17 protein-coding genes are annotated in these 20,019 nt (G+C 73.4%); 11 read left to right on the forward strand and 6 right to left on the reverse strand.

Going from position 1 to position 20,019, the window contains the following annotated elements:
* Positions 1–30 precede the first annotated feature (30 nt).
* Positions 31–1,623, forward strand: a complete 1,593-nt coding sequence (mdlC, locus tag ACIGQF_RS09180; RefSeq protein ID WP_399707388.1) for a benzoylformate decarboxylase — start codon at positions 31–33, stop codon at positions 1,621–1,623.
* A 21-nt stretch (positions 1,624–1,644) separates the two neighbouring features.
* On the opposite strand, the gene ACIGQF_RS09185 is transcribed toward mdlC, so the two are convergent.
* The gene (locus tag ACIGQF_RS09185) at positions 1,645–6,120 is read right to left on the reverse strand and encodes an HAD-IC family P-type ATPase (protein ID WP_399707390.1); all 4,476 of its coding nucleotides are present in this window, start codon (positions 6,118–6,120) and stop codon (positions 1,645–1,647) included.
* Positions 6,121–6,357: 237 nt separating this feature from the next.
* Here ACIGQF_RS09185 and ACIGQF_RS09190 point away from each other — a divergent pair, with 237 nt between their 5' ends.
* Entirely contained in the window at positions 6,358–6,669 is a 312-nt protein-coding gene (locus ACIGQF_RS09190; RefSeq protein WP_399707391.1) for a hypothetical protein, read from the forward strand.
* Between the two features lie 126 nt (positions 6,670–6,795).
* Here the strand turns inward: ACIGQF_RS09190 and ACIGQF_RS09195 are convergent, their stop codons facing one another.
* Positions 6,796–7,758: a YihY/virulence factor BrkB family protein gene (locus ACIGQF_RS09195; RefSeq protein WP_399707393.1), complete on the reverse strand. Its 963-nt coding sequence runs from the start codon at positions 7,756–7,758 to the stop codon at positions 6,796–6,798.
* A gap of 115 nt (positions 7,759–7,873) precedes the next feature.
* Positions 7,874–8,668: an SDR family NAD(P)-dependent oxidoreductase gene (locus ACIGQF_RS09200; RefSeq protein WP_399707395.1), complete on the reverse strand. Its 795-nt coding sequence runs from the start codon at positions 8,666–8,668 to the stop codon at positions 7,874–7,876.
* A 107-nt stretch (positions 8,669–8,775) separates the two neighbouring features.
* Here ACIGQF_RS09200 and ACIGQF_RS09205 point away from each other — a divergent pair, with 107 nt between their 5' ends.
* From ACIGQF_RS09205 to ACIGQF_RS09230, 6 genes are all read left to right on the forward strand, one after another.
* On the forward strand, positions 8,776–9,375 hold the full coding sequence (locus ACIGQF_RS09205) for an AAA family ATPase (protein ID WP_399707396.1): 600 nt from the start codon (positions 8,776–8,778) through the stop codon (positions 9,373–9,375).
* A 75-nt stretch (positions 9,376–9,450) separates the two neighbouring features.
* A complete protein-coding gene (locus ACIGQF_RS09210; RefSeq protein WP_399707398.1) occupies positions 9,451–9,984 on the forward strand; it encodes a DUF2243 domain-containing protein in 534 nt (177 codons plus the stop codon).
* Entirely contained in the window at positions 9,984–10,829 is an 846-nt protein-coding gene (locus ACIGQF_RS09215) for a cytochrome c oxidase assembly protein (protein WP_399707400.1), read from the forward strand. The genes ACIGQF_RS09210 and ACIGQF_RS09215 overlap by 1 nt, the downstream gene beginning before the upstream one ends.
* A gap of 108 nt (positions 10,830–10,937) precedes the next feature.
* The gene (locus ACIGQF_RS09220; RefSeq protein ID WP_399707402.1) at positions 10,938–12,404 is read left to right on the forward strand and encodes an aldehyde dehydrogenase family protein; all 1,467 of its coding nucleotides are present in this window, start codon (positions 10,938–10,940) and stop codon (positions 12,402–12,404) included.
* Positions 12,405–12,440: 36 nt separating this feature from the next.
* Positions 12,441–13,985, forward strand: a complete 1,545-nt coding sequence (locus tag ACIGQF_RS09225; RefSeq protein ID WP_399707403.1) for a GMC family oxidoreductase — start codon at positions 12,441–12,443, stop codon at positions 13,983–13,985.
* Complete coding sequence (locus tag ACIGQF_RS09230) at positions 13,985–15,493, forward strand: APC family permease (protein ID WP_399707405.1); 1,509 nt, start codon at positions 13,985–13,987, stop codon at positions 15,491–15,493. Before ACIGQF_RS09225 ends, ACIGQF_RS09230 begins: the two co-directional genes overlap by 1 nt.
* Here the strand turns inward: ACIGQF_RS09230 and ACIGQF_RS09235 are convergent.
* Positions 15,439–15,708 (reverse strand): hypothetical protein, encoded by a 270-nt coding sequence (locus tag ACIGQF_RS09235; RefSeq protein ID WP_399707407.1) that lies wholly within the window; start codon positions 15,706–15,708, stop codon positions 15,439–15,441. The genes ACIGQF_RS09230 and ACIGQF_RS09235 overlap by 55 nt on opposite strands.
* A gap of 187 nt (positions 15,709–15,895) precedes the next feature.
* Here ACIGQF_RS09235 and ACIGQF_RS09240 point away from each other — a divergent pair, with 187 nt between their 5' ends.
* The gene (locus ACIGQF_RS09240; protein ID WP_399707409.1) at positions 15,896–16,153 is read left to right on the forward strand and encodes a hypothetical protein; all 258 of its coding nucleotides are present in this window, start codon (positions 15,896–15,898) and stop codon (positions 16,151–16,153) included.
* Here ACIGQF_RS09240 and ACIGQF_RS09245 read toward each other — a convergent pair.
* On the reverse strand, positions 16,131–17,210 hold the full coding sequence (locus ACIGQF_RS09245; RefSeq protein ID WP_399707410.1) for an SDR family oxidoreductase: 1,080 nt from the start codon (positions 17,208–17,210) through the stop codon (positions 16,131–16,133). The genes ACIGQF_RS09240 and ACIGQF_RS09245 overlap by 23 nt on opposite strands.
* Before the next feature lie 106 nt (positions 17,211–17,316).
* Between ACIGQF_RS09245 and ACIGQF_RS09250 the strand changes: the two genes are divergently transcribed.
* Both ACIGQF_RS09250 and ACIGQF_RS09255 read left to right on the forward strand, forming a co-directional pair.
* Positions 17,317–17,811 carry an SRPBCC family protein gene (locus ACIGQF_RS09250; protein ID WP_399707412.1) on the forward strand — a complete coding sequence of 165 codons (495 nt, stop codon included), beginning with the start codon at positions 17,317–17,319 and terminating at the stop codon, positions 17,809–17,811.
* 1 nt (position 17,812) lies between these two features.
* On the forward strand, positions 17,813–19,441 hold the full coding sequence (locus ACIGQF_RS09255; protein ID WP_399707414.1) for a phytoene desaturase family protein: 1,629 nt from the start codon (positions 17,813–17,815) through the stop codon (positions 19,439–19,441).
* Here ACIGQF_RS09255 and ACIGQF_RS09260 read toward each other — a convergent pair.
* Entirely contained in the window at positions 19,438–19,926 is a 489-nt protein-coding gene (locus ACIGQF_RS09260; RefSeq protein WP_399707416.1) for a DUF3995 domain-containing protein, read from the reverse strand. The two genes, ACIGQF_RS09255 and ACIGQF_RS09260, sit on opposite strands and share 4 nt — an antisense overlap.
* Positions 19,927–20,019 lie beyond the last annotated feature (93 nt).

Below are 20,019 nucleotides of genomic sequence, written 5' to 3' on the forward strand. Positions count from 1 at the left end.
GCAGGTCACTGCCGCAGGAGGGGAGAGCCGATGGCCACCGTGAGCGAAGCGTCGTACGAGCTGTTGAGGGCGCACGGTCTGACGACGGTCTTCGGCAATCCGGGCTCCAACGAGCTGCCGTTCCTCGCCGGGATGCCGGCGGACTTCCGTTACGTCCTCGGGCTGCACGAGGGGGCGGTGCTGGCGATGGCCGACGGGTACGCGCAGGCGCGCGGCGGTGCGGCGTTCGTGAACCTGCACGCGGCGGCGGGTACCGGCAACGCGATGGGGATGCTCACCAACGCGGTGTACGCGCACAGCCCGCTGGTGATCACCGCGGGCCAGCAGGTCCGCTCGACGGTCGGCCAGGAGGTCATGCTGGCCAACGTGGACGCGGCGGCGCTGCCGAAGCCGCTGGTGAAGTGGGCGTGCGAGCCGTCCTGCGCGGCGGACGTACCGCGCGCCCTGAGCCAGGCGATCCAGCTGGCGAACCTGCCGGCCAAGGGGCCGGTGTACGTGTCGGTGCCGTACGACGACTGGGCGCGCGAGGCACCGGAGGAGGCCCGGCATCTGACGGTGCGTCGGACGGCCGCCGCCGGTTCGCTGAGCGGTGCGCAGCTCGACGGGCTCGTCGCGGCCCTCGACGGGGCCGCGAACCCGGTGCTGGTGCTGGGCCCCGAGGTCGACGCCGAGGAGGCCAACGCCGACGCCGTGCGGCTGGCGGAGCAGCTGAGCGCACCGGTGTGGATCGCGCCCTCGGCGTCCCGCTGCCCGTTCCCCACCCGGCACCCCGCCTTCCGTGGCGTACTGCCGGCCGCCGTGCGGGGCGTGAGTGACGCGCTGGCGGGGCACGACGTGATCCTGGTGGCCGGCGCTCCGGTGTTCCGGTACCACCAGTTCGCGCCCGGCCCGTATCTCCCCGAGGGCGCGCGGCTGATCCAGCTCACCAGCGACCCGGGCGAGGCCGCGCGGGCCCCGATGGGCGAGGCGCTGGTGGGCGGGGTGCGGGACGCGCTGGCGCGGCTGGCCGGCGCGGTGACCGGCGGGCGGCGCCCGGCGCTGCCGCCGCTGCCGGACTTCCGGCCCGCGCCCGCGGCCGTGTCCGGTGACCGGCTGCATCCGGAGGAGCTGTTCGCGCTGTTGCGCCGGACCGCACCCGAGGACGCGGTGTACGTGAAGGAGTCCACCTCCACCACCGGCGCCTTCTGGGCCCAGTTGGACCTGTCCCGGCCGGGCAGCTACTTCTTCCCGGCCTCCGGCGGCCTGGGCTTCGGACTCCCGGCCGCCGTCGGCGCGCAGCTCGCGCACGACGGCCGGCAGGTGATCGGGCTGATCGGGGACGGCTCTGCGAACTACGGCATCACGGCGCTGTGGACCGCGGCCCAGTACGGCATCCCGGTCATCATCGTCATCCTCAACAACGGTACGTACGGAGCGCTGCGCTGGTTCTCCAAGGTCCTGGACTCCGGCGAGACACCGGGCATGGACGTGCCCGGCATCGACTTCGTCCAGCTCGCCGGGGGTTACGGGGTCGCCGCGACCGCGGTGCGGACCGGCGACGCCTTCGTACGCGCCCTGAAGGACGCGCTCGGCAGCCGCCGGCCCGCGGTGATCGAGGTGGCGACGGAGCTCACCGAGCCGTGAGCCCCGGCGCCCCGGGCGGACTCACGTCGTGACCGGCTCCGGAACCGGCTCCGGGGCCGGCTCCGGGGCCGTCTCCGGGGCCGGCTCCTCCTCCTTCTTCCGGGAGGCCAGCGCCTCCATGCGGGTGATCAGCGGCGGGAGCAGCGACGAACCCGCCGTCGCCGCACCGGCCGCGGACAGCGCGATCGTCCAGGCGACCGGGCCGAGCGGGGTGCAGCCGAAGAAATGGCTGAGGCCCGGGGTCTGGACGACGGCCGCGAGCGCCGCCATCGAGCCCGCCGCCGACGCCACGACCGACCGGTCCCGGCCGCCGATCAGCAGCGTCTGGCCGAGTTGTGTGGCGACCAGCGCGGTGAGCGCGACCGTACGGGCGCGGGCCGGGCGGCCGGTGAGGCGTGCCGCGAGCCAGCCGGCGGCGGCGCCGGTGGCCGTGGCGAGCGCCCGCTGCGCCGTCTCGTCGGTCAGCGCCGCGCCCAGCGACGCCTCCGGCCCCTCGCGCAGGAGACGGACGGCGGCTTCGGGATGGGGCGCGCGGACGGCGAGGGCGATGGCCGGGAGCAGGTCGGTGAAGAGGTTCACCAGCAGGAGCTGACGCGCCGTCAGTGGCGAGGTGCCGGAGACGGTGGCGCCGAGGACGGTGAAGGCGATCTCACCGAGATTGCCGCCGACGAGCATGGCGAGCGCCTGGCGCACCGAGGCCCACATCGCCCGGCCCTCGATGAGCACGGCGAGGATGGTCTCCAGCCGGTCGTCGGTGACCACCAGGTCGGCGGCGGCACGCGCCGCCGGGGTGCCCCGGCCGCCGAGCGCGATGCCGACGTCGGCGATCCGGATGGCGGGCGCGTCGTTTGCGCCGTCGCCGGTCATGGCGACCGTACGGCCCAGACGCTGGAAGGCCTGGACGACACGCACCTTGTGGACCGGTGTGCCGCGGGCGACGACGCCGACGTCCGGCAGCGCCTTGTCCAGCGCGGCGTCGTCCAGTGCGTCCAGTTCGGCGCCGGTGACGACACGGTGGCCGTTGATGAGGCCGAGTTCCTTGGCGATCGACTCGGCGGTCTGCGGGTGGTCGCCGGTGATCATGACGATGTGCACGCCGGCGTCCGCGAGTTCGCGCACGGAGTCGCCCGCGGTGCTGCGTACCTGGTCGGAGAAGGCCAGGAAGCCGAGGAAGCCGAGCTTGCCGACCGCCTCGTCGGTGAGCTTCTCCTCGTCCGCCGGCTCCTTGCGCACACGGCGCTCGGCGACCGCGAGGACGCGGTGCCCCTCGGCGGCCAGCTTCTCCCCCTCGGCGAGGAGTTCCTCACGGTCGGCGGGCTCCAGCTTGCGGCCCGCCTGGCTCGTACATCGCTGGATCACCTCCTCGGGCGCGCCCTTGACCGACAGCACCCACTCCTTGCCGCTCCTGCCGAGCGCCGCATGGAAGCCACGGCTCGGCTCGAACGGCAGCTGCGCCGAGCGCTTCCAGCCGGGCGCTGACCGGGTGCGGTGCACGCCGGCCACCTCGGCGCCCGCGACCACCGCATTGTCGGTGACATGGGCCAGCGGCTGCTTGCGGCGCCGCCGCGGGGTGGCACGCAGCCCGGCCGCCAGGACGTCCTGCTGCTCGGTGCCGAGGCGTTCCAGTGCGAGGCTGCGGCCGGCCGCCGAGACGGCGGTGAGCGAGATCTGCCCATGGGTCAGGGTGCCGGTCTTGTCGAAACACAACACGTCCGTCCGGCCGACCGCCTCGATGGTGCGGGGGTCCCGGACGAGGACTCCCTGCGCCGACAGCCTCCGGGCCGCGGCCAGTTGGGCGGCCGAGACCAGGAAGGGCAGCCCCTCGGGGACGCTGGCCACCGCGAGGCCGACACCGGCGCCGACGGTCTCCCGGGCAGGACGGCCGCGCATCAGGCCCACGGCCATCAGGGTGCCGGCCGCGCCGAGCGCCACCGGCATCGTGGTGCGGGTGATCTGCGCGAGACGGCGCTCCACACCGACCGGTGCGGCGGCGCCTCGCCCGGCCTGCGCGCCGCGGCCCGCTTCGGTGGCCGCGCCGGTGGCGACGACCACGGCCCGCGCCCGGCCCGCCGCCACGGTGGTCCCCTCGTACGCCATGGACGTACGGTCGGCGAGATCGGCGGCGAGGACGGGAGCGACGTCCTTGGCCACCGGCAGCGACTCGCCGGTCAGTGCCGACTCGTCCGCCTCCAGGCCGCGGGCGGCGAGGAGCCGGCAGTCGGCGGGTACGACGTCGCCCGCGGTCAGCGCGACCACGTCGCCCGACACCAGTTCCTCGGAAGGGAGTTGACGCTCCTCGCCGTCCCTGAGCGCGGTGGCCATGACGGCGGAGCGGCGGTGCAGATCGGCGACGGCCCGGTCGGCCAGGTGCCGCTGGACACCGCCGATGCAGCCGGACAGCAGGGTGACGCCGATGATGATGTACGCGTCCAGCAGCGCACCGACGCCGGCCGACAGGGCGGCGCCGCCGAGCAGCACCGGGGTGAGCGGGTTGGCCGTTTCGGTGGCGACCGCCCGCAGCAGCGAGGGCTGCTGGACCTGATCGTCCGCCGTCCTCGTACGGCTCCGGGCCTGACGGTTGGTCAGGCCTTCCTCGGTGCCGCCGGTCATGCCCAGTACGGTGTCCGCGGTCATGGCGTGCCAGGGGCGGCGCGCCGGTATGGGGGCGCCGTTGGCGCGCAATGCCTGCGCCGCCGACCACACGCCCTGCGCCATGCCCAGCGCGGCGGCCCCGTTGACCGCGAGGAGGCTGCGCTCGGTCATACCGCGCTTCCTGCGCCCGGCGAGCGTCGTCACCGTTCCGACCACGGCCGCGGCCTGCGCCAGCCGTACGCCGCGTTGCGAGACCGGGCGTGCCGCGCCGCACGCCGCCACCAGCACGCCGATCTGCGCGAGGTCCTCCCCCACGTACACGGCGGCGCCCCATGGCAGTACCCCGTCCCGTCCGGTGACGCCGACGCCCACGTCGGCGGCTGCCAGCGCGGTGCGGTTTCCGGAGGCCAGCAGGACGCCCGAGCCGTCGCGTTGCAGGTCGCGGACGGAGGCTGCCAGCCGGTCGCCGCCGGGCACCGTGCCGTGTGCGTCGGACAGCGCGACGTGGGAAACGTGGCGGCCCGCGGTCAGGAGGGTGAGGCCGTGCCGGCGGGCCGCCATGACGAGCCCTTCGGCGGACTCGTGCAGTTCGGGCACCACGGCGACCAGTGCGCACGGCCGGCCACGATGGGCGAGCGCCAAAATGTGTTCGGCGCCGCCGCGGCGCAGCCGTTGCTCCGCCTCCCTCATCGCCTCCGTGTCCGGCCGGTCCTGCCCTTCGCGGTTCCCCGGCCGGTGGGGCGCCAGCGTCCAGTCGTCCTCCTCGTGCGCCGCCGTGGGCCGGCGGCCGTCGAACAAGCGGTACGCGGTCGCTGCGAGGTCGCCGGTGGAACGCTCCTCGTCCAGCGGTAAGAGATCCGCGAGGAGGTGATTGCCCGTCAGCAGCGCGTCGGTGTCCAGGACGACGGTGCGTACCCGGTCCAGGCGCCGCAGCGCTCCGGGGGCGGCGACCAGCGTGCCGCGTTGGGACAGGCCCCGGCCGAGGGTCCCGGCGAAGGCCTCACGGGCCGTCCAGGGCGGCTTGGGCAGGGCGGCCACGGCCGCGCTCGCCGCGGGCATCGCCTTGCGGGTCACCGCGAGGGTGCCGGTGAAGACCGTGCCCGCCACCCAGCCGGACCGCCGCGCGTACCGCTCGACCGGCCCCTCCCGCAGCGGCATCTCGCGCGGCAGATCGGGCACCACGGCGGCGCGTGCGTGCTGCTCGGTCTCGGTGACGCGCGGTTCCGCCGCTTCCCACGCCTCGCGGTGGGCGACCGTCTCGGCCAGCCGCAGGGCGTGCCGTGCGGTGTCCACGCCCAGTCCGGCGAAGCCTCCGGAGCCGGCCTGGGCGAGCGCGCTCAGCCCGGCGAGCACCACGTCGACGTTGCGGGGACCCACCACGGCCGTGACCCTGCGGCGCAGCGACGGCTGGGTGTCGACGAGGCTGACCAGTGCGGAGAGCCCGGCCGGCAGCGGAGTGTGCTGCGAGAGCCGGGCGGCGGTGGCGACCGGCACCGCGACTGCCTGCAGGGCGAGGGAGAGGGCGGCGCGCCGGATGTCGCCTGGCGCCGCCGGGTGTTCGGGCAGCGGGCCGGTCAGCCCCTGCTCCTCCTCGACGGCCTCTACCGTTTCGGCCAGTGCCTGTGCCGTGGTGAGGTCGGCGGCGCTCCCGGCCTCCAGCGCCACCACTACGTGCCCCAGTACGGCGTTGGCCGCGGCCCACCGGACGGCGGGCAGGGCGGCCAGCCGCTGTTCGAGGGCGGCCGTCGCCGCCGGTGCCGTTGTTCCGTCCGCCTCCTGCAGTCCGCGTACCGCGATGTGTGCCTGCTCGCCGATGATCCGCGTGCGTGGTCGCGCCGGCGCGCCGAGCGCGCTCACCGCGGTCCGCGCCACCGTCCGCGCGATGCCGATCCCCGGAACCTTCACCGTCCGCCACCCGCCTCCTGGCACCCGGTCCCCCGAAGCCAGTGCCCGCCCGCTTCGATCCGATGCCCCGTCGCGTCCTCGACGCGCGAGAATGGAGTACGCACAGCACACCGTACTCGGGCCAAACAAGGAGTTGGGATGCCCAGTACAGCTGAAAGCACGCGGAAAACCGCTGCGAAACGGACGGCACCGCAAGAGCCCACCGAGGAAACGCACATTCACCGCAGCAAGCAGGGCTTGAGCGTGCATACCCTCGATGTCCGCGCACCGCTGCACGTCCCGTACTTCACGCCCGGGGACGTGGTGAACAACGCGCGGACGGCGACCGAGTGGCTGCCGCCCCTGCCGCCTGCCAGGGAACTCTGGTACTACGGCGGCCTGGGCGCGCTCGCCGTCGCGGGCGCGCTGGAGTGGCCGGTCGCGCTCGCCGTCGGCGGCGCCACTGTCCTGTTGCGGCGCTCCGGACAGCAGGAATCGGCCGAACGGCGCGAGCCGGCGGAGGAAAGCGCCTCCGCGCAGGCCACACCGCCCACCAAGAAGCGGGACTGACGACCGGTAAGGGGAGGGAAGAGCCGCCGGACAGACCGGCGCCGGGCCCGGTTCCACAAGGAGCCGGGCCCGGCACCGTCTTCCGGCCGAGGACACCCCGCGCGGGGTGCGTAGCGGCCGGCCGACTCACATGTTGCGGGTGTCGCGCGGTTCGGCGTACGGCTCCTCGTCCCGCGGATGGCCGGCTTCCATGGCGCGGCTCCGCTCCGTCTCGGCGTTGAACTCCAGGCCGAGCAGGATGGCGAGGTTGGAGATCCACAGCCAGACGAGGAAGATGATGATCCCGGCCAGGCTGCCGTAGGTCTTGTTGTAGCTGCTGAAGTTGGCGACGTAGAGGGCGAAGAGGCCCGAGGCGACAAGCCAGAGCACGACGGCGAGCAGGCTGCCGGGGGTGACCCAGCGGAACCGCCGGCGGACGTTGGGCGCGGCCCAGTACAGCAGCGCGATGATGAAGCTGATCAGGATCACCAGCACGGGCCACTTGGCGATGTTCCAGATGGTGACCGCCGTGCTGCCGAGCCCCAGGGCATCTCCCGTCTTCTGCGCCAGCGACCCGGTGAAGACCACGGCCATGCTGATGAGCGCGAGCAGGACGACGGTCACGACGGTGGTCAGGAAGCGGGTCAGCAGGACCTTCCAGGTCGGCCGGCCCTCCTCGATGTCGTAGACGGTGTTCGAGGCGCGGATGAAGGCGGCGATGTACCCGGAGGCCGACCACAGGGCCGCCACGATGCCGATGATCAGGGCGATGCCGGCCCCGCCGCTGCCCTGCATCTGCTTGAGCACGTTCGTGACGACGTCGCGGGTGGAGCCCGGGGCGAACTCCCCCACGTTGTCGATCAGCTGCTGAATCGTCCCGCTGCCCAGCAGGCCCAGGATCGACACCAGCGCCAGCGCGGCGGGGAAGATGGCGAGCACGCCGTAGTACGTGAGGGCGGCGGCCAGGTCGGTGAGGTTGTCCTTCTGGAACTCCTTCGCGGTGCGTTTCAGCACTGCTTTCCACGACTGTTTGGGCAGGTCGCCGGGGCCCTTGGGGATGCCGGCGCTCGACCCGCCGCCGTCGTTGTCGTCCTGCTGATGCCCTTGCATGGGTACGGGACCTTCCGCGTCGGGTGACCGGATCTCCAGCCTCACCCGCCCGGCGGACGCCCGCCCGCCGGACTGGTCCGTATGGAGGGACAGCGGCCGGAGCCCCCGCGCCAGGTCAGGGCAGGATGGAGTCGACGTAGCCGCCGTCCACCCGGAGCGCGCCGCCGGTCGTCGCCGACGCCTGCTCCGAGCTGAGGTAGACGACCATGTGCGCGATCTCCTCGGGCTCGATCAGCCGCTGGAGCAGCGACTGCGGGCGGTGCTCGCGCATGAAGACCCGCTGTGCCTCGTCCCATGGCAGGTCGCGGTCCACCAGCTCGTACACGAAGTCCTCCACGCCGCCGGTGTGCGTCGGCCCGGCGATGACGGAGTTGACCGTGACGCCGGTGCCCGCCGCCTGCTTGGCGAAGCCGCGGCTCACCGCGAGGAGCGCGGTCTTCGACATGCCGTAGTGGATCATCTCCGCGGGGATCACCACGGCCGAGTCGCTGGCGATGTTCTGGATCCGGCCCCAGCCGCGCCCGGTCATGCCGGGCAGGTACGTCCGGGTGAGCCGGACCGCCGCCAGCACGTTCACCTCGAAGTAGCGCCGCCACTCCGCGTCGCTGATCTCCAGCGGGTCCTGCGCACCGAAGACGCCGAGGTTGTTGACGAGGATGTCCACGTCCGGCAGCGTGTCCGCCAACCGGGCGGTCCCGTCCTCTGTCGTCACATCAGCGGCAGCCGCGACGAACCGGCCGCCGGGCACTTCATCACTCAGCCGGGCCACGGCCTCGTCGACCCGGGCGGCGTTCCGCCCGTTGATCCCGACCCGGGCGCCCGAGCGGGCCAGCCCCGCGGCGATCGCCGCGCCGATGCCCTGGGTCGAGCCGGTGACCAGCGCCGTCCGTCCTGACAGGTCGAGCTGCATGGCATTCGCTCCGTTTCCTGGCTCGTCTCTCCGCCTGCCGCCCCCCCGGCCAGCAGGCTGCCACGTACCACCCCCGCCCGCCCCCAACGGCACGAAAGGCGCCCCGCATGTCTTCGTCATTCACCCCCGCGTCCGCGCACTCCGACCGCTTCGTCGTGGTCACCGGCGGGCCCGGCGCCGGCAAGAGCACCCTGATCGACCGGCTGGCGGCGGCGGCCGGGTACGCCCGGACGGAGGAGGCCGGCCGGGGCGTGATCCGGGATCAGGCGGCCATCGGCGGGCGCGGGCTGCCGTGGACCGACCCGGCGCTCTTCGCCGAGCTGATGCTGAGCTGGGAGCTGCGCTCCTACCGGCTCGCCGGGGCGCACGCGGCGCCGCCCGCCGGGCCCGTCTTCTTCGACCGCGGAGTGCCCGACATCGTCGGCTACCTGCGGCTCCAGGGCCTGCCCGTACCGGACCACGTGCACGCCGCCGCGCGGGAGTACCGCTACCACCGCCGGGTGTTCGTCGCGCCCTTCTGGCCGGAGATCTACGCGGCGGACGCGGAGCGGAAGCAGTCCCCCGAGGAGGCCGAACGGACGTACCTGGCCATGGTCGACACCTACCGCGAGTACGGCTACGAACTGATCGAACTGAAACGGACGCCGGTCGAGGAGCGGGTGCGGTCCGTGCTGCGCCGGGTGGCAAGGGCCCGGAACGACACGTGACGGAGCGCCGCGGCCGGGAACCGGTACGGGGACCGGGACGGCGGAGCCCGGCACCGACCAGGAAGGAGTGCGGGCATGGCCACCACGGGCGAGGTGCGGGCAGGCCCTGCGCCGAGGAATCTCCGGCTGCCGGGGATCGTACTGGGTGTGGGCCTCGGCGGATTCGTCGACGGCATCCTGCTGCATCAGCTCCTGCAGTGGCATCACATGCTGACCAGCACCAACACCGACCGCATCGGAGTGAAGTTCTATTCGCCGCACACGGTGTCCGGGCTGCGGATGAACACCGTGTGGGACGGCATCTTCCACACCGTCTGCTGGCTCGCGGTGCTCATCGGCCTGGCCGTGTTGTACTCCCGGGTCACCCACGGCCGGCGGCGCGTGTGGGCGTCCAGGGTGCTGTGGGGCTGGATCCTGGCGGGCTGGGGGATCTTCAACGTGGTCGAGGGGCTGCTGGACCACCAGATCCTCGGCATCCACCATGTGCACGGCGGCCCGTACCAGGTCTGGTGGGACGTCGGCTTCCTGGTGCTGGGGGCGCTGCTCTGGCTCGGGGGCTGGGCGCTGCAGCGCAGTGGCCGCTCCTACGACCCTGAATGGGGCGTCTGATGGGAGGTCACACGCACCACACCGGAGGTGCGCACCCGCTGCCCGGCGGCCCGGCCCCGACCGTCGTCGCGGTGGCCCTGCTGCTCCTGCTCGCCGCCGGCTACCTGCTGCTCGTACGGCGGGCCGGGCGGCTGCACCCCGGCAGGAGCCGGCACCCCTGGCGCACCGCGAGCTTCCTGACCGGGTGCGCCCTGGCGGCCGGGGCGCTGCTGCCGCCGCTGGGCCCGTTCGCGCACGGTGACTTCCGCGGCCACATGGCCCAGCACCTGCTGATCGGGATGTACGCGCCGCTCGCACTCGTACTCGGCGCGCCCGTCACGCTGCTGCTGCGGACGCTGCCGCCCGCTGGTGCCCGGCGGCTGACCGGGCTGCTGCGCAGCCGTCCGGCCCGGTGCGTCGCCCACCCGGTCGTCGCGCTGCTGCTGAGCACCGGCTCGCTCGCCGTCCTGTACGGCACGCCGCTGTACGACGTGACCGCGGCGCACCCCGCGCTGCACTGGCTGGTGCACGCGCACTTCCTGCTCTCCGGCTGCCTCTTCGCCTGGGTGGTGGCGGGGCCCGACCCGGCTCCGGCGCGGCCGGGGGTGCCGGCCCGGCTGGTGCTGCTGGGCGTGGCGGTCGCCCTGCACGCGACGTTCTCGCAGCTCCTGTACGGCGGCTTCCTCATCGGCGTGCACGCACCGGTGGACCAGGTGCGGGGCGGCGCCGAGCTGATGTACTACGGCGGCGACCTCGCCGAGCTGCTGCTGGCGGGCGCGCTGGTCGCCACCTGGCGCCCGGCGCGCGGCCCGCGGCGCCCGGCCGCTCCGCGCCTTAGCCCGACCGAGTCACTTTCCTCGCCGTAGCCGGGGTCCTTCGGTGCGCCCCGCCGTCCGCCGCCGTGGACTCTGGACCATGGTGCGGGTCCAGAGTCCAGGCGGAGCGGCACGGCCCGGGAGCGAGGAGATCAGCAGATGGCTGACCTGTACATCGACGGCGAGTGGACCGGGGCGGCGGCGGGCGGCCGGCGCGACGTGGTCAATCCGTTCGACGCGTCCGTGGTGCGCACGGTCGACGACGCGGACGGTACGGACGTCGACCGGGCGGTGCGGGCCGCGCGGCGCGCGTTCGATGACGGGAAGTGGCCGGACTCCCCGACCCGGCGCCGCGCCGACGTGCTGCACCGCGTGTACGAGCTGCTGCTGCGCGACCTGGAGGACATCGCCCGCACCGAGACCCAGGACACCGGCAAGACGATCGCGGAGTCCCGGCTCGACATCGAGGACATCGCGAACGCCTTCCGCTACTTCGCCGAGATCGCCGACAAGGACGGCGGCCGGGTGGTGGACGTCGGCCCGGACGTGCTGAGCCGGGTGGTGTACCAGCCGGTCGGGGTGTGCGCGCTGATCGCACCGTGGAACTATCCGCTGCTCCAGGCGACCTGGAAGGTCGCGCCGGCGCTCGCGGCCGGCAACACCTTCGTGCTGAAGCCGAGCGAGACGACGCCGCTGACGACCATCATCCTGTTCCGGCTGCTGGAGGAGGCGGGGGCGCCGCCCGGGGTGGCCAACCTCGTCCTCGGCCCGGGCTCCACGGTCGGCGCCGCGATGACCCAGCACCCGGACGTGGACCTGGTGTCCTTCACCGGCGGGCTGTCCACCGGCCGGACGATCATGGCGGGCGCCGCGGCCGACGTGAAGAACGTGGCGCTCGAACTGGGCGGCAAGAACCCCAATGTGATCTTCGAGGACGCCGACTTCGACGCGGCACTGGACTACGCGCTGGACGCCGCCTTCCTCCACTCCGGCCAGGTCTGCTCGGCAGGCTCGCGCCTCATCGTGCAGGAGGGCCTGCACGACCGGTTCGTCGAGGCACTCGCCGACCGGGCCCGGCGCATCCGGCTCGGCAACGGCATGAACGAGGACACCGAGAGCGGACCGCTCAGCTCCCCCGAGCACCGCGAAAAGGTCGAGAACTATCTGGAGGTCGCACGCTCCGAGGGCGCGCGGCTGGTGTGCGGCGGAGCCCGCCCGGACGACCCCGAGCTCTCCCGCGGCTTCTTCGTCCTGCCCACGATCTACGCCGACTGCGACCGGTCGATGCGCATCGTGCAGGAGGAGGTGTTCGGCCCGGTGGTGACGGTCGAACGGTTCCGGGACGAGGAGGACGCGGTACGCCTCGCCAACGACACCAAGTACGGGCTGGCGGGCGCGGTGTGGACCAGCGACGCGAGCCGGGCGCAGCGGGTGGCTCAGCGGCTGCGGCACGGCACGGTCTGGATCAACGACTTCCATCCGTACGTGCCGCAGGCCGAGTGGGGCGGCTTCGGTCACTCCGGCGTCGGCCGCGAGCTGGGGCCGACCGGGCTGCGCGAGTACCAGGAGGCGAAGCACATCTACCAGAACCTCCGGCCGGCCCCTTCCGGCTGGTTCAAGGGCTGAGGCGACGCGGTGACCGGAAGGACCGAGGAGCGGAACATGGGTGACGGTACGGAGTTCGACTACGTCATCGTGGGCGGCGGAACGGCGGGCTGTGTGCTCGCGGCACGGCTGACCGAGGACCCGGAGTGCCGGGTGTGCGTGGTCGAGGGCGGGCCCAGCGACGTGGGCGACGAGAAGATCCTGCGGCTGCGCAACTGGATCAACCTGCTGGACTCGGAGTACGACTACGGCTACACGACCGAGGAGCAGCCGCGCGGCAACTCCCACATCCTGCACTCGCGGGCGCGCGTGCTGGGCGGCTGCTCCTCGCACAACACCCTGATCAGCTTCCTGCCGCTGCCCGAGGACATGGACGAGTGGGCGGCGCTGGGCTGCACGGGCTGGGACGCCGCGACGGTCCTGCCCTACCGCGAACGGCTGCGGAACAACATCGTCCCGGTGGCGGAGAAGGACCGCAATCCGATCGCGAAGGACTTCGTGACGGCCGCTGCCGCCTCGCTCGGCGTGCCGGTCGTGGACGACTTCAACGCCCGGCCGTTCGCCGACGGGGTGGGGTTCTTCTCGCTGGCGTACGAGCCGGAGGAGAACAAGCGCTCCTCGGCGTCGGTGGCGTACCTCCACCCGGTCATGGACCGGCCGAACCTGACGCTGAAGCTGGAGACCTGGGCGCATGAGGTGGTGCCGGACGGCGACGGCCGGATGACGTGCGTACGCGTCCGGGCAGCGGACGGCACGGAATCGACACTGCGGGCGCAGCGCGAACTGCTGCTGTGCGCGGGCGCCATCGACACACCGCGGCTGCTGATGCTGTCCGGCATCGGCCCCGCGGACCGGCTGCGGGAGCTGGGCATCGAGGTACGGGCCGACCTGCCGGGGGTGGGCGAGAACCTGCTGGACCACCCGGAGTCGGTGATCATCTGGGAGACGGACGGACCACTGCCGCCGAACTCGGCGATGGACTCCGACGCCGGGCTGTTCCTGCGCCGCGATCCGGCGGGCGGGCCGCGCCCGGACCTGATGTTCCACTTCTACCAGGTGCCCTTCAGCGTCAACACGGAGCGGCTGGGCTATCCGCCGGTGGAGCACGGCGTGTGCATGACGCCGAACGTGCCGCGGGCCCGGTCCGTGGGCCGGATGTGGCTGCGCAGCGCGGACCCGGCGGAGAAGCCGGCTCTGGACTTCCGGTACTTCACCGACCCGGAGGGCCACGACGAGAAGACGATCGTGGACGGGCTGAAGGTGGCGCGGGAGGTGGCGGCGACGGCGCCGCTGCGGGACTGGCTGAAGCGGGAGGTCTCGCCGGGCCCGGACGTGACGTCGGACGAGGCGCTGTCGGAGTACGGGCGGCGCGCCGCGCACACCGTCTACCACCCGGCCGGCACCTGCAAGATGGGCGGCGACGGCGATCCGATGGCGGTACTCGATCCGCAGCTTCGGGTGCGCGGCACGGACGGCCTCCGGGTCGTCGACGCCTCGCTCTTCCCCACCATGCCGACGATCAACCCGATGGTGACGGTGCTGCTGGCGGCCGAGCGGGCCGCCGACCTGATCCGGGTCGGCGCGGGCGGGGGGCGGCACTGATGGCCTCGGCGAGCACACCGGCGGACGACGCACACGGCAAGGGAAGCCCGGACGCGGTGGCGGACGGGACGCCGGACGACGGCTCCGTGCCCGATTCCGAATTCCGCAAGGACATGGGGCCCTGGGCGAACTTCGCGCTCGGCTTCACCTACCTCTCCCCCGTCGTCAGCACGTACACCCTCTTCGCCACCGCGCTCGGCGAGGGCGGCCCGCCGATGGTGTGGGCGTTCCTACTGGCGGGTTGCGGGCAGTTCCTCGTCGCGCTGGTCTTCGGCGAGGTCGTGGCGCAGTTCCCCATCGCGGGCGGGGTCTATCCATGGGCCCGGCATCTGTGGGGCAAGCGCTGGGCGTGGATGACCGGCTGGGTCTACATGTGGGCGCTGCTGGTGACCATCACCTCGGTCGCGTACGGCGCAGGGCCGTACATCGCGATCCTGATCGGTTTTGAACCGACCGTGCACACCACGGTGTTGTGCACGGTGGTGCTCATCATCATCGCCGTACTGATCAACTATGCGGGCACCAGATGGCTTTCGTGGGCGGCCATGATCGGATTCGCCGCGGAGCTGATCGGTGCGCTGATCGTCGGCATCTACCTGCTCGTCACGCACCGCGAGCACAACCTGGGCGTGCTCTTCGACACCTACGGCACCGAGGGCGACGGCAGCTACCTGCCGGTCTTCCTCGCCGCCGCGATCATCGGCTTCTACCAGTACTACGGCTTCGAGGCGTGCGGCGACACCGCCGAGGAGGTCGCCCACCCGGGCAGGGTGATCCCCAAGGCGATGCGCCGCACGATCTACGTGGGCGGCGCCGCGGCCACCTTCACCTGCCTGTCCCTCCTGCTCTCCGTCACCGACTACCGTGCGGTGATCTCCGGCAAGGACACCGACCCGGTCGTGCACCTGCTGTACGACGCGCTCGGTGAGTTCGGGGCCCGCCTGGTGATGGCCGTCGTGCTCATCTCCTTCCTCTCCTGCACGATCAGCCTGCAGGCGGCGGCCGGGCGACTGATCTACTCCTACGCGCGCGACCAGATGATCGTCGGCCACCGGCTGCTGCGGAAGTTCTCCCCCGCCCGGGCCGTGCCGGGCTGGGCCCTGCTGGTGTCGGCCGTCGTCCCGGCGATCATCGCCTTCGGCTCCCTGGTGTCGGCGGACGCCCTCACCAAGATCGTGTCGTTCGCGATCCTGGGCATCTACGGGGCGTTCCAGATGGTGGTGCTGGCCGCCCTGCGGGCCCGCCTGAAGGGCTGGAAGCCCTCCGGCGAGTACCGGCTCGGCCGCTGGGGCCTGCTGGTGAACGCCGGAGCGCTGGTCTACGGCATCTTCGCCATCGTCAACATCTGCTGGGCCCGCACCCCCGAGGCACCCTGGTACGACAACTACATCGTGCTCCTCTGCGGCGGCGTCGTCGTCCTGGCCGGCGTCCTCTACATGTTCACCACCCACCACTACGGCCGCAGCGACGCCCCGTGCGGCGACGCGATCCCGGAGTCGCGGCGCTGACCCGGGTCCGCTACCGGGCCGGCACCGTGGTCCGCGCCGTGGTCGGGCAGTGCGACCGTACTGCTCACCTTCTGCCTCTCCTTGAGCATCCGGTCCCTCAGGAAGCGCCGGGAGAGCAGGGCGTTGCGCAGCCGGAGGCCGGTGGCGGTGCGCGGCGCGAGGAACGGCCCGGTGCGGTCGCCGCCCCGCCGGCAGCCCTCGGCGTACGGGCGCATCAGTCGCTCGTACCGGGCGAAGGCGGCGCGGTGGTCGTCACCGGCGCGGGCCGGCTCGCCGGCGAGGACGTACGGCCGCGACGGTGGGACCGCGCGTGCTGGGCCCGGTCGAGCTGGCGTGGCGGGAGCGGGCCGTCGCTGCGCTGGACGGCACCCCGCTCACCTGCACCGACGCCTGGATGCAGCCGTGCTGCTCACCGGCCACGTCCGCACCATCGCCCAGCACGGCGGCGCGGCGGGCCCGGACGGCGACGCCGAGGCGCGGCTGCACGCACTGCTGGGTGAGGTGCTCCGCGACCACGGCGCCCGCTTCCCCGCGGTGACCGCCGCCCTCCGGGACACAACGGCCGATCAGGCCGCAACCCAGGACCAGGCCTGGGAGTGCTGCCTCCTGCGCATCCTGGACGGCCTGGCAACGCTGATCACCGAGCGGTCGCCGGGCTGACTCCGGCTCGGGGCCTCGACGACCGGCCGCACGTCGACCTCAGTGCCGCATAAGCCGCGCCCGCGGCCAGCGCCGCCGTGGCCAGGCGGCGGCCGGCCGTGCGGCGGGTGCCGTGCCAGCCGCCGTGGACGGAGCCACCCGGGAGGGCGTGCGGGACGGTGCCCGCGGTGTCGGGGGCCCGCTCGGTGCGGGAGAGGTGGGCACGGTTCATCTGGTACGCCACGGCCTTCTCCACCGGGCCGGGAAAGAGCTTGGTCCAGCAGGCCAGCACCGCGGCCGCGGGGCCTACGTAGACCTCGCGGCGCGGGGAGCGGACGAGGCGGAGGATCGTGCGGGCCGCCCGTTCGGGGGTGTGGACGGGGGCCATCGGCGTGACCTTGCGGCCGGAGTAGTTGGCGGCGCTGCCGAAGAACGGCGTGTCCATGGTGGCGGGCAGCACCGTACAGACGTGGACGTCGCGGTGGCCCTCCAGCCACAGCTCCTGGCGGAGGCTGATGCTCAGCGCCCGGACGGCGGCCTTCGCCAGCGCGTACGGCGCGTTGTAGGGGACCGGGGAGACGCCGACGACGGAGGAGACGTTGATCAGTGTGCCGCTGCCCTGCCGGCGCATCGCGGTGAGCGCGGCGCGCGCACCGTAGACGTAACCCAGCACATCGGTGTCGATCACCTTGCGGCAGACGTCCGCCGGGATCTCGTCGAGCGCGCCGAACGCGGCAACCGCGGCGTTGTTCAGCCAGACGTCGATCCGCCCGAAGGCGGCTACGGCCTCCTGGGCCAGCCGGTCCACCGCGGCGGCGTCGGTCACGTCGGTGGGTACGGGGAGCGCGCGGCCCCGGCCGTGCCTGCGGCACCGGCGGGCGACCTCGTTCAGCTCATCGGCACGCCGGGCGGCCAGGACGACATGCCAGCCGCGGGCGGCGAACGCCTCGGCGCAGGCCCGTCCGACCCCGCTGGAGGCCCCGGTGATCACCACGACGCCGCCCTCACCCTCGGCCCCCATGGCCGCCTCCTCCATCTGTACGGCCGCGGACCGGTCCGCGGTGGTTGTCGAGGCCATCAAGTACCCGGATCGTCATAATGCACACATAACGGATCACCTGTCAGTGTGATGGGAATGCAGGCTGTCACCGCCGGCCCCGCCGGCCGACCCGGATGGAGCATCCATGGCCGTACGGCACCAGCTCATCGCCCGGAAGCCGGCCGCCGTATGGGAGGTGCTGGAGGACAGCAGCCGCTACGGCGACTGGGTCGTCGGCCCCACGGGATCCGACCCACTGGACGGCTCCTGGCCGGAGGTCGGCTCGACCATCGCCTACAAGCTCCGGCTGGGCGTCCTGGAGATGACCGGCCGTACCGTCGTCCGCCGCCACGAGCCGCCCCGGTGGCTGGAGCTGGAGGCGCACTGCGATCCGCTCGGCTCGGCCCGGATCGCGCTGGACATCCGCCCCTGGGGTGAGGAGACGCTGGTCATCCTCGACGAACACCCGCTGCGCGGTTTCGGCGGTCTGGTGCACAACTTCGCGCTGGACGCGGTGCTGCAACTGCGTCACCGCAACATGCTCAAGCGGCTGGCGAAGGTGGTCGAGGGGCTGCCCCCGGAAGCGGACCACAGCGGCGCCGGTCGGGGCCCGGCCGTCGAGCGCCCGGCGGGGCGGTGACATGGCCGACGCGGTGGTGATCGGGGCCGGGCCCAACGGCCTGGTGGCGGCCAACCTCCTTGCCGACGCGGGATGGAGCGTCACGGTGCTGGAGGCGCAGCCCGAGCCCGGCGGCGCCGTCCGCAGCGACCGCGGCGTCCACCCGGACTACATCAGCGACGTGTTCAGCGCGTTCTACCCGCTGGCCGCCGCCTCGCCGGTCCTGCGCGGGCTGGAGCTGCACCGGGACGGTCTGCGCTGGAGCCACGCGCCACACGTCCTCGCCCATCCGCTGCCCGACGGCCGGTGCGCCGTCCTCGACCGCAACCGCGCGGTGACGGCGGACGGGCTGGAGGGCTTCGGGGCCGGGGACGGCGAGGCCTGGGTCCACCTGTGCCACCTGTGGGACCGGCTGGGCCAGGACATCCTGCACGCGCTCTTCACCCCGTTCCCGCCGGTCCGTGCCACCGCCCGGCTCGCGGTCCGGCTGCGCGGCGCCGGCGGGCTGCGGCTGGCCCGCAGTCTGGTACTGCCGGTACGCCGGCTGGGCGAGGAGGAGTTCCGGGGCGAGGGCGGCCGACTGCTGCTGGCGGGCAACGCGCTCCACGCGGACCTGGCGCCGGAGGCGGCGGGCAGCGGCGGATACGGCTGGCTGCTGACGATGCTCGGGCAGTCGGTCGGCTACCCGGTGCCGGTCGGCGGGGCGGGCGCGCTGACGGCCGCACTGGTCCGGCGGCTGGTCCGGCGGGGTGTCACGGTGCGCTGCGGGGAGCCGGTCACCGAGGTGGTGGTGCGCGGCGGCCGGGCGGTAGGAGTGCGGACCGCGGGCGGCGACCGGATCCCGGCGGAACGTGCGGTGCTGGCGGACGTGCCCGCGCCGGTGCTCTACCGCGAACTGATCGGCGCGGGGCACCTGCCGCCCCGGATCTTCGACGACTTGCGCCGCTTCCAGTGGGACTTCGCGACGTTCAAGGTCGACTGGGCGCTGAACGGCCCGGTGCCGTGGTCGGCGCCGGGCGCCGCGCGGGCCGGCACCGTGCATGTGGCGGACGGCGTGGACGACCTGACGCGGTTCGCCGCGCAGCTCGCCATGGGCCTGGTGCCGGACCGGCCGTTCGCGCTGTTCGGGCAGATGACGACGGCGGACGCGGCCCGTTCGCCGGCCGGTACGGAGTCGGCGTGGGCGTACACCCACGTCCCGCAGACGGTGAAGGGGGACGCCGGGCCCGACGGGCTGACGGGCGACTGGAACGCGGGCGAACAGGAGCGCATGGCCGACCGTCTTGAGGCACAGGTGGAGCGGTTCGCGCCCGGCTTCCGCGACCGGATCCGGGCCCGCCGCATCCTCGCACCGCCCACGCTCCAGGCCGCGAACAACAATCTGCGCGGCGGCGCGATCAACGGCGGTACGGCCAGCATGCACCAGCAGCTCTTCTTCCGCCCCCTGCCCGGCACCGGCCGCCCGGAGACCCCGGTCCCCGGCCTCTACCTGGCCTCCGCCTCCGCCCACCCCGGCGGCGGCGTACACGGCGCCCCGGGCGCCAACGCCGCCCACGCCGCCCTCCACACAGGCACCCGCCCCCGCCTCCTCGCCGCCGCCCAGGGCGCCCTCTCCCGACGCGGCCGGGGAGGCGAGAGGGGGCGTACTTAGCCGCCGCGGCCAGCGGACGGACGCAGGCGCCCGCTTCCCCACGCAGCCAGCCCGAAGAGCAGCCCGCCCAGCGCGAACCACGGGTTCCACGACACCAGGGTCCAGAAGCGCTGGTCCGCGCTGACGGATGCGTCGAGTCGCGGGGAGCCGGTGAGCAGCAGGAGCTCGATCGCGGCTGCGCGGATGATGAGCAGCGCAGCCGCAGACCGGCCCAGCCACCGCACCGTCGGCCCGACCGGCCGGGGCAGCCGCGGGCGGGTGAGCAGCCATCCCAGCGCGCCGCCGGCCAGGCACAGAATGCCCACGCCCCACAGGCCGGCCGCGACGAACCACGACGGGCGTTCGGTGGCCAGCGCTTGCCCGGCGGAGACACTGAGCCCGCGATCGCCGCCGAGGGCCCAGTAGAAGTGCAGGCCGGCGAAGAGGACCGCCCAGGCGCATGCAAGGTGGCCCCACAGGCCGGCTGTCCTCGTTGCCGCCCGCATCCCGATTCCCCCGTCATGGCCACCGCTGCCCGTAGCTTCCAGGAGCGTATCGCCCTGTACATACAGGGCGCGTCCCGCATACCGGACGTCGTT

Source organism: Streptomyces sp. NPDC053560, from assembly GCF_044544605.1.
In the GTDB taxonomy this organism is placed as follows: Bacteria; Actinomycetota; Actinomycetes; order Streptomycetales; family Streptomycetaceae; genus Streptomyces.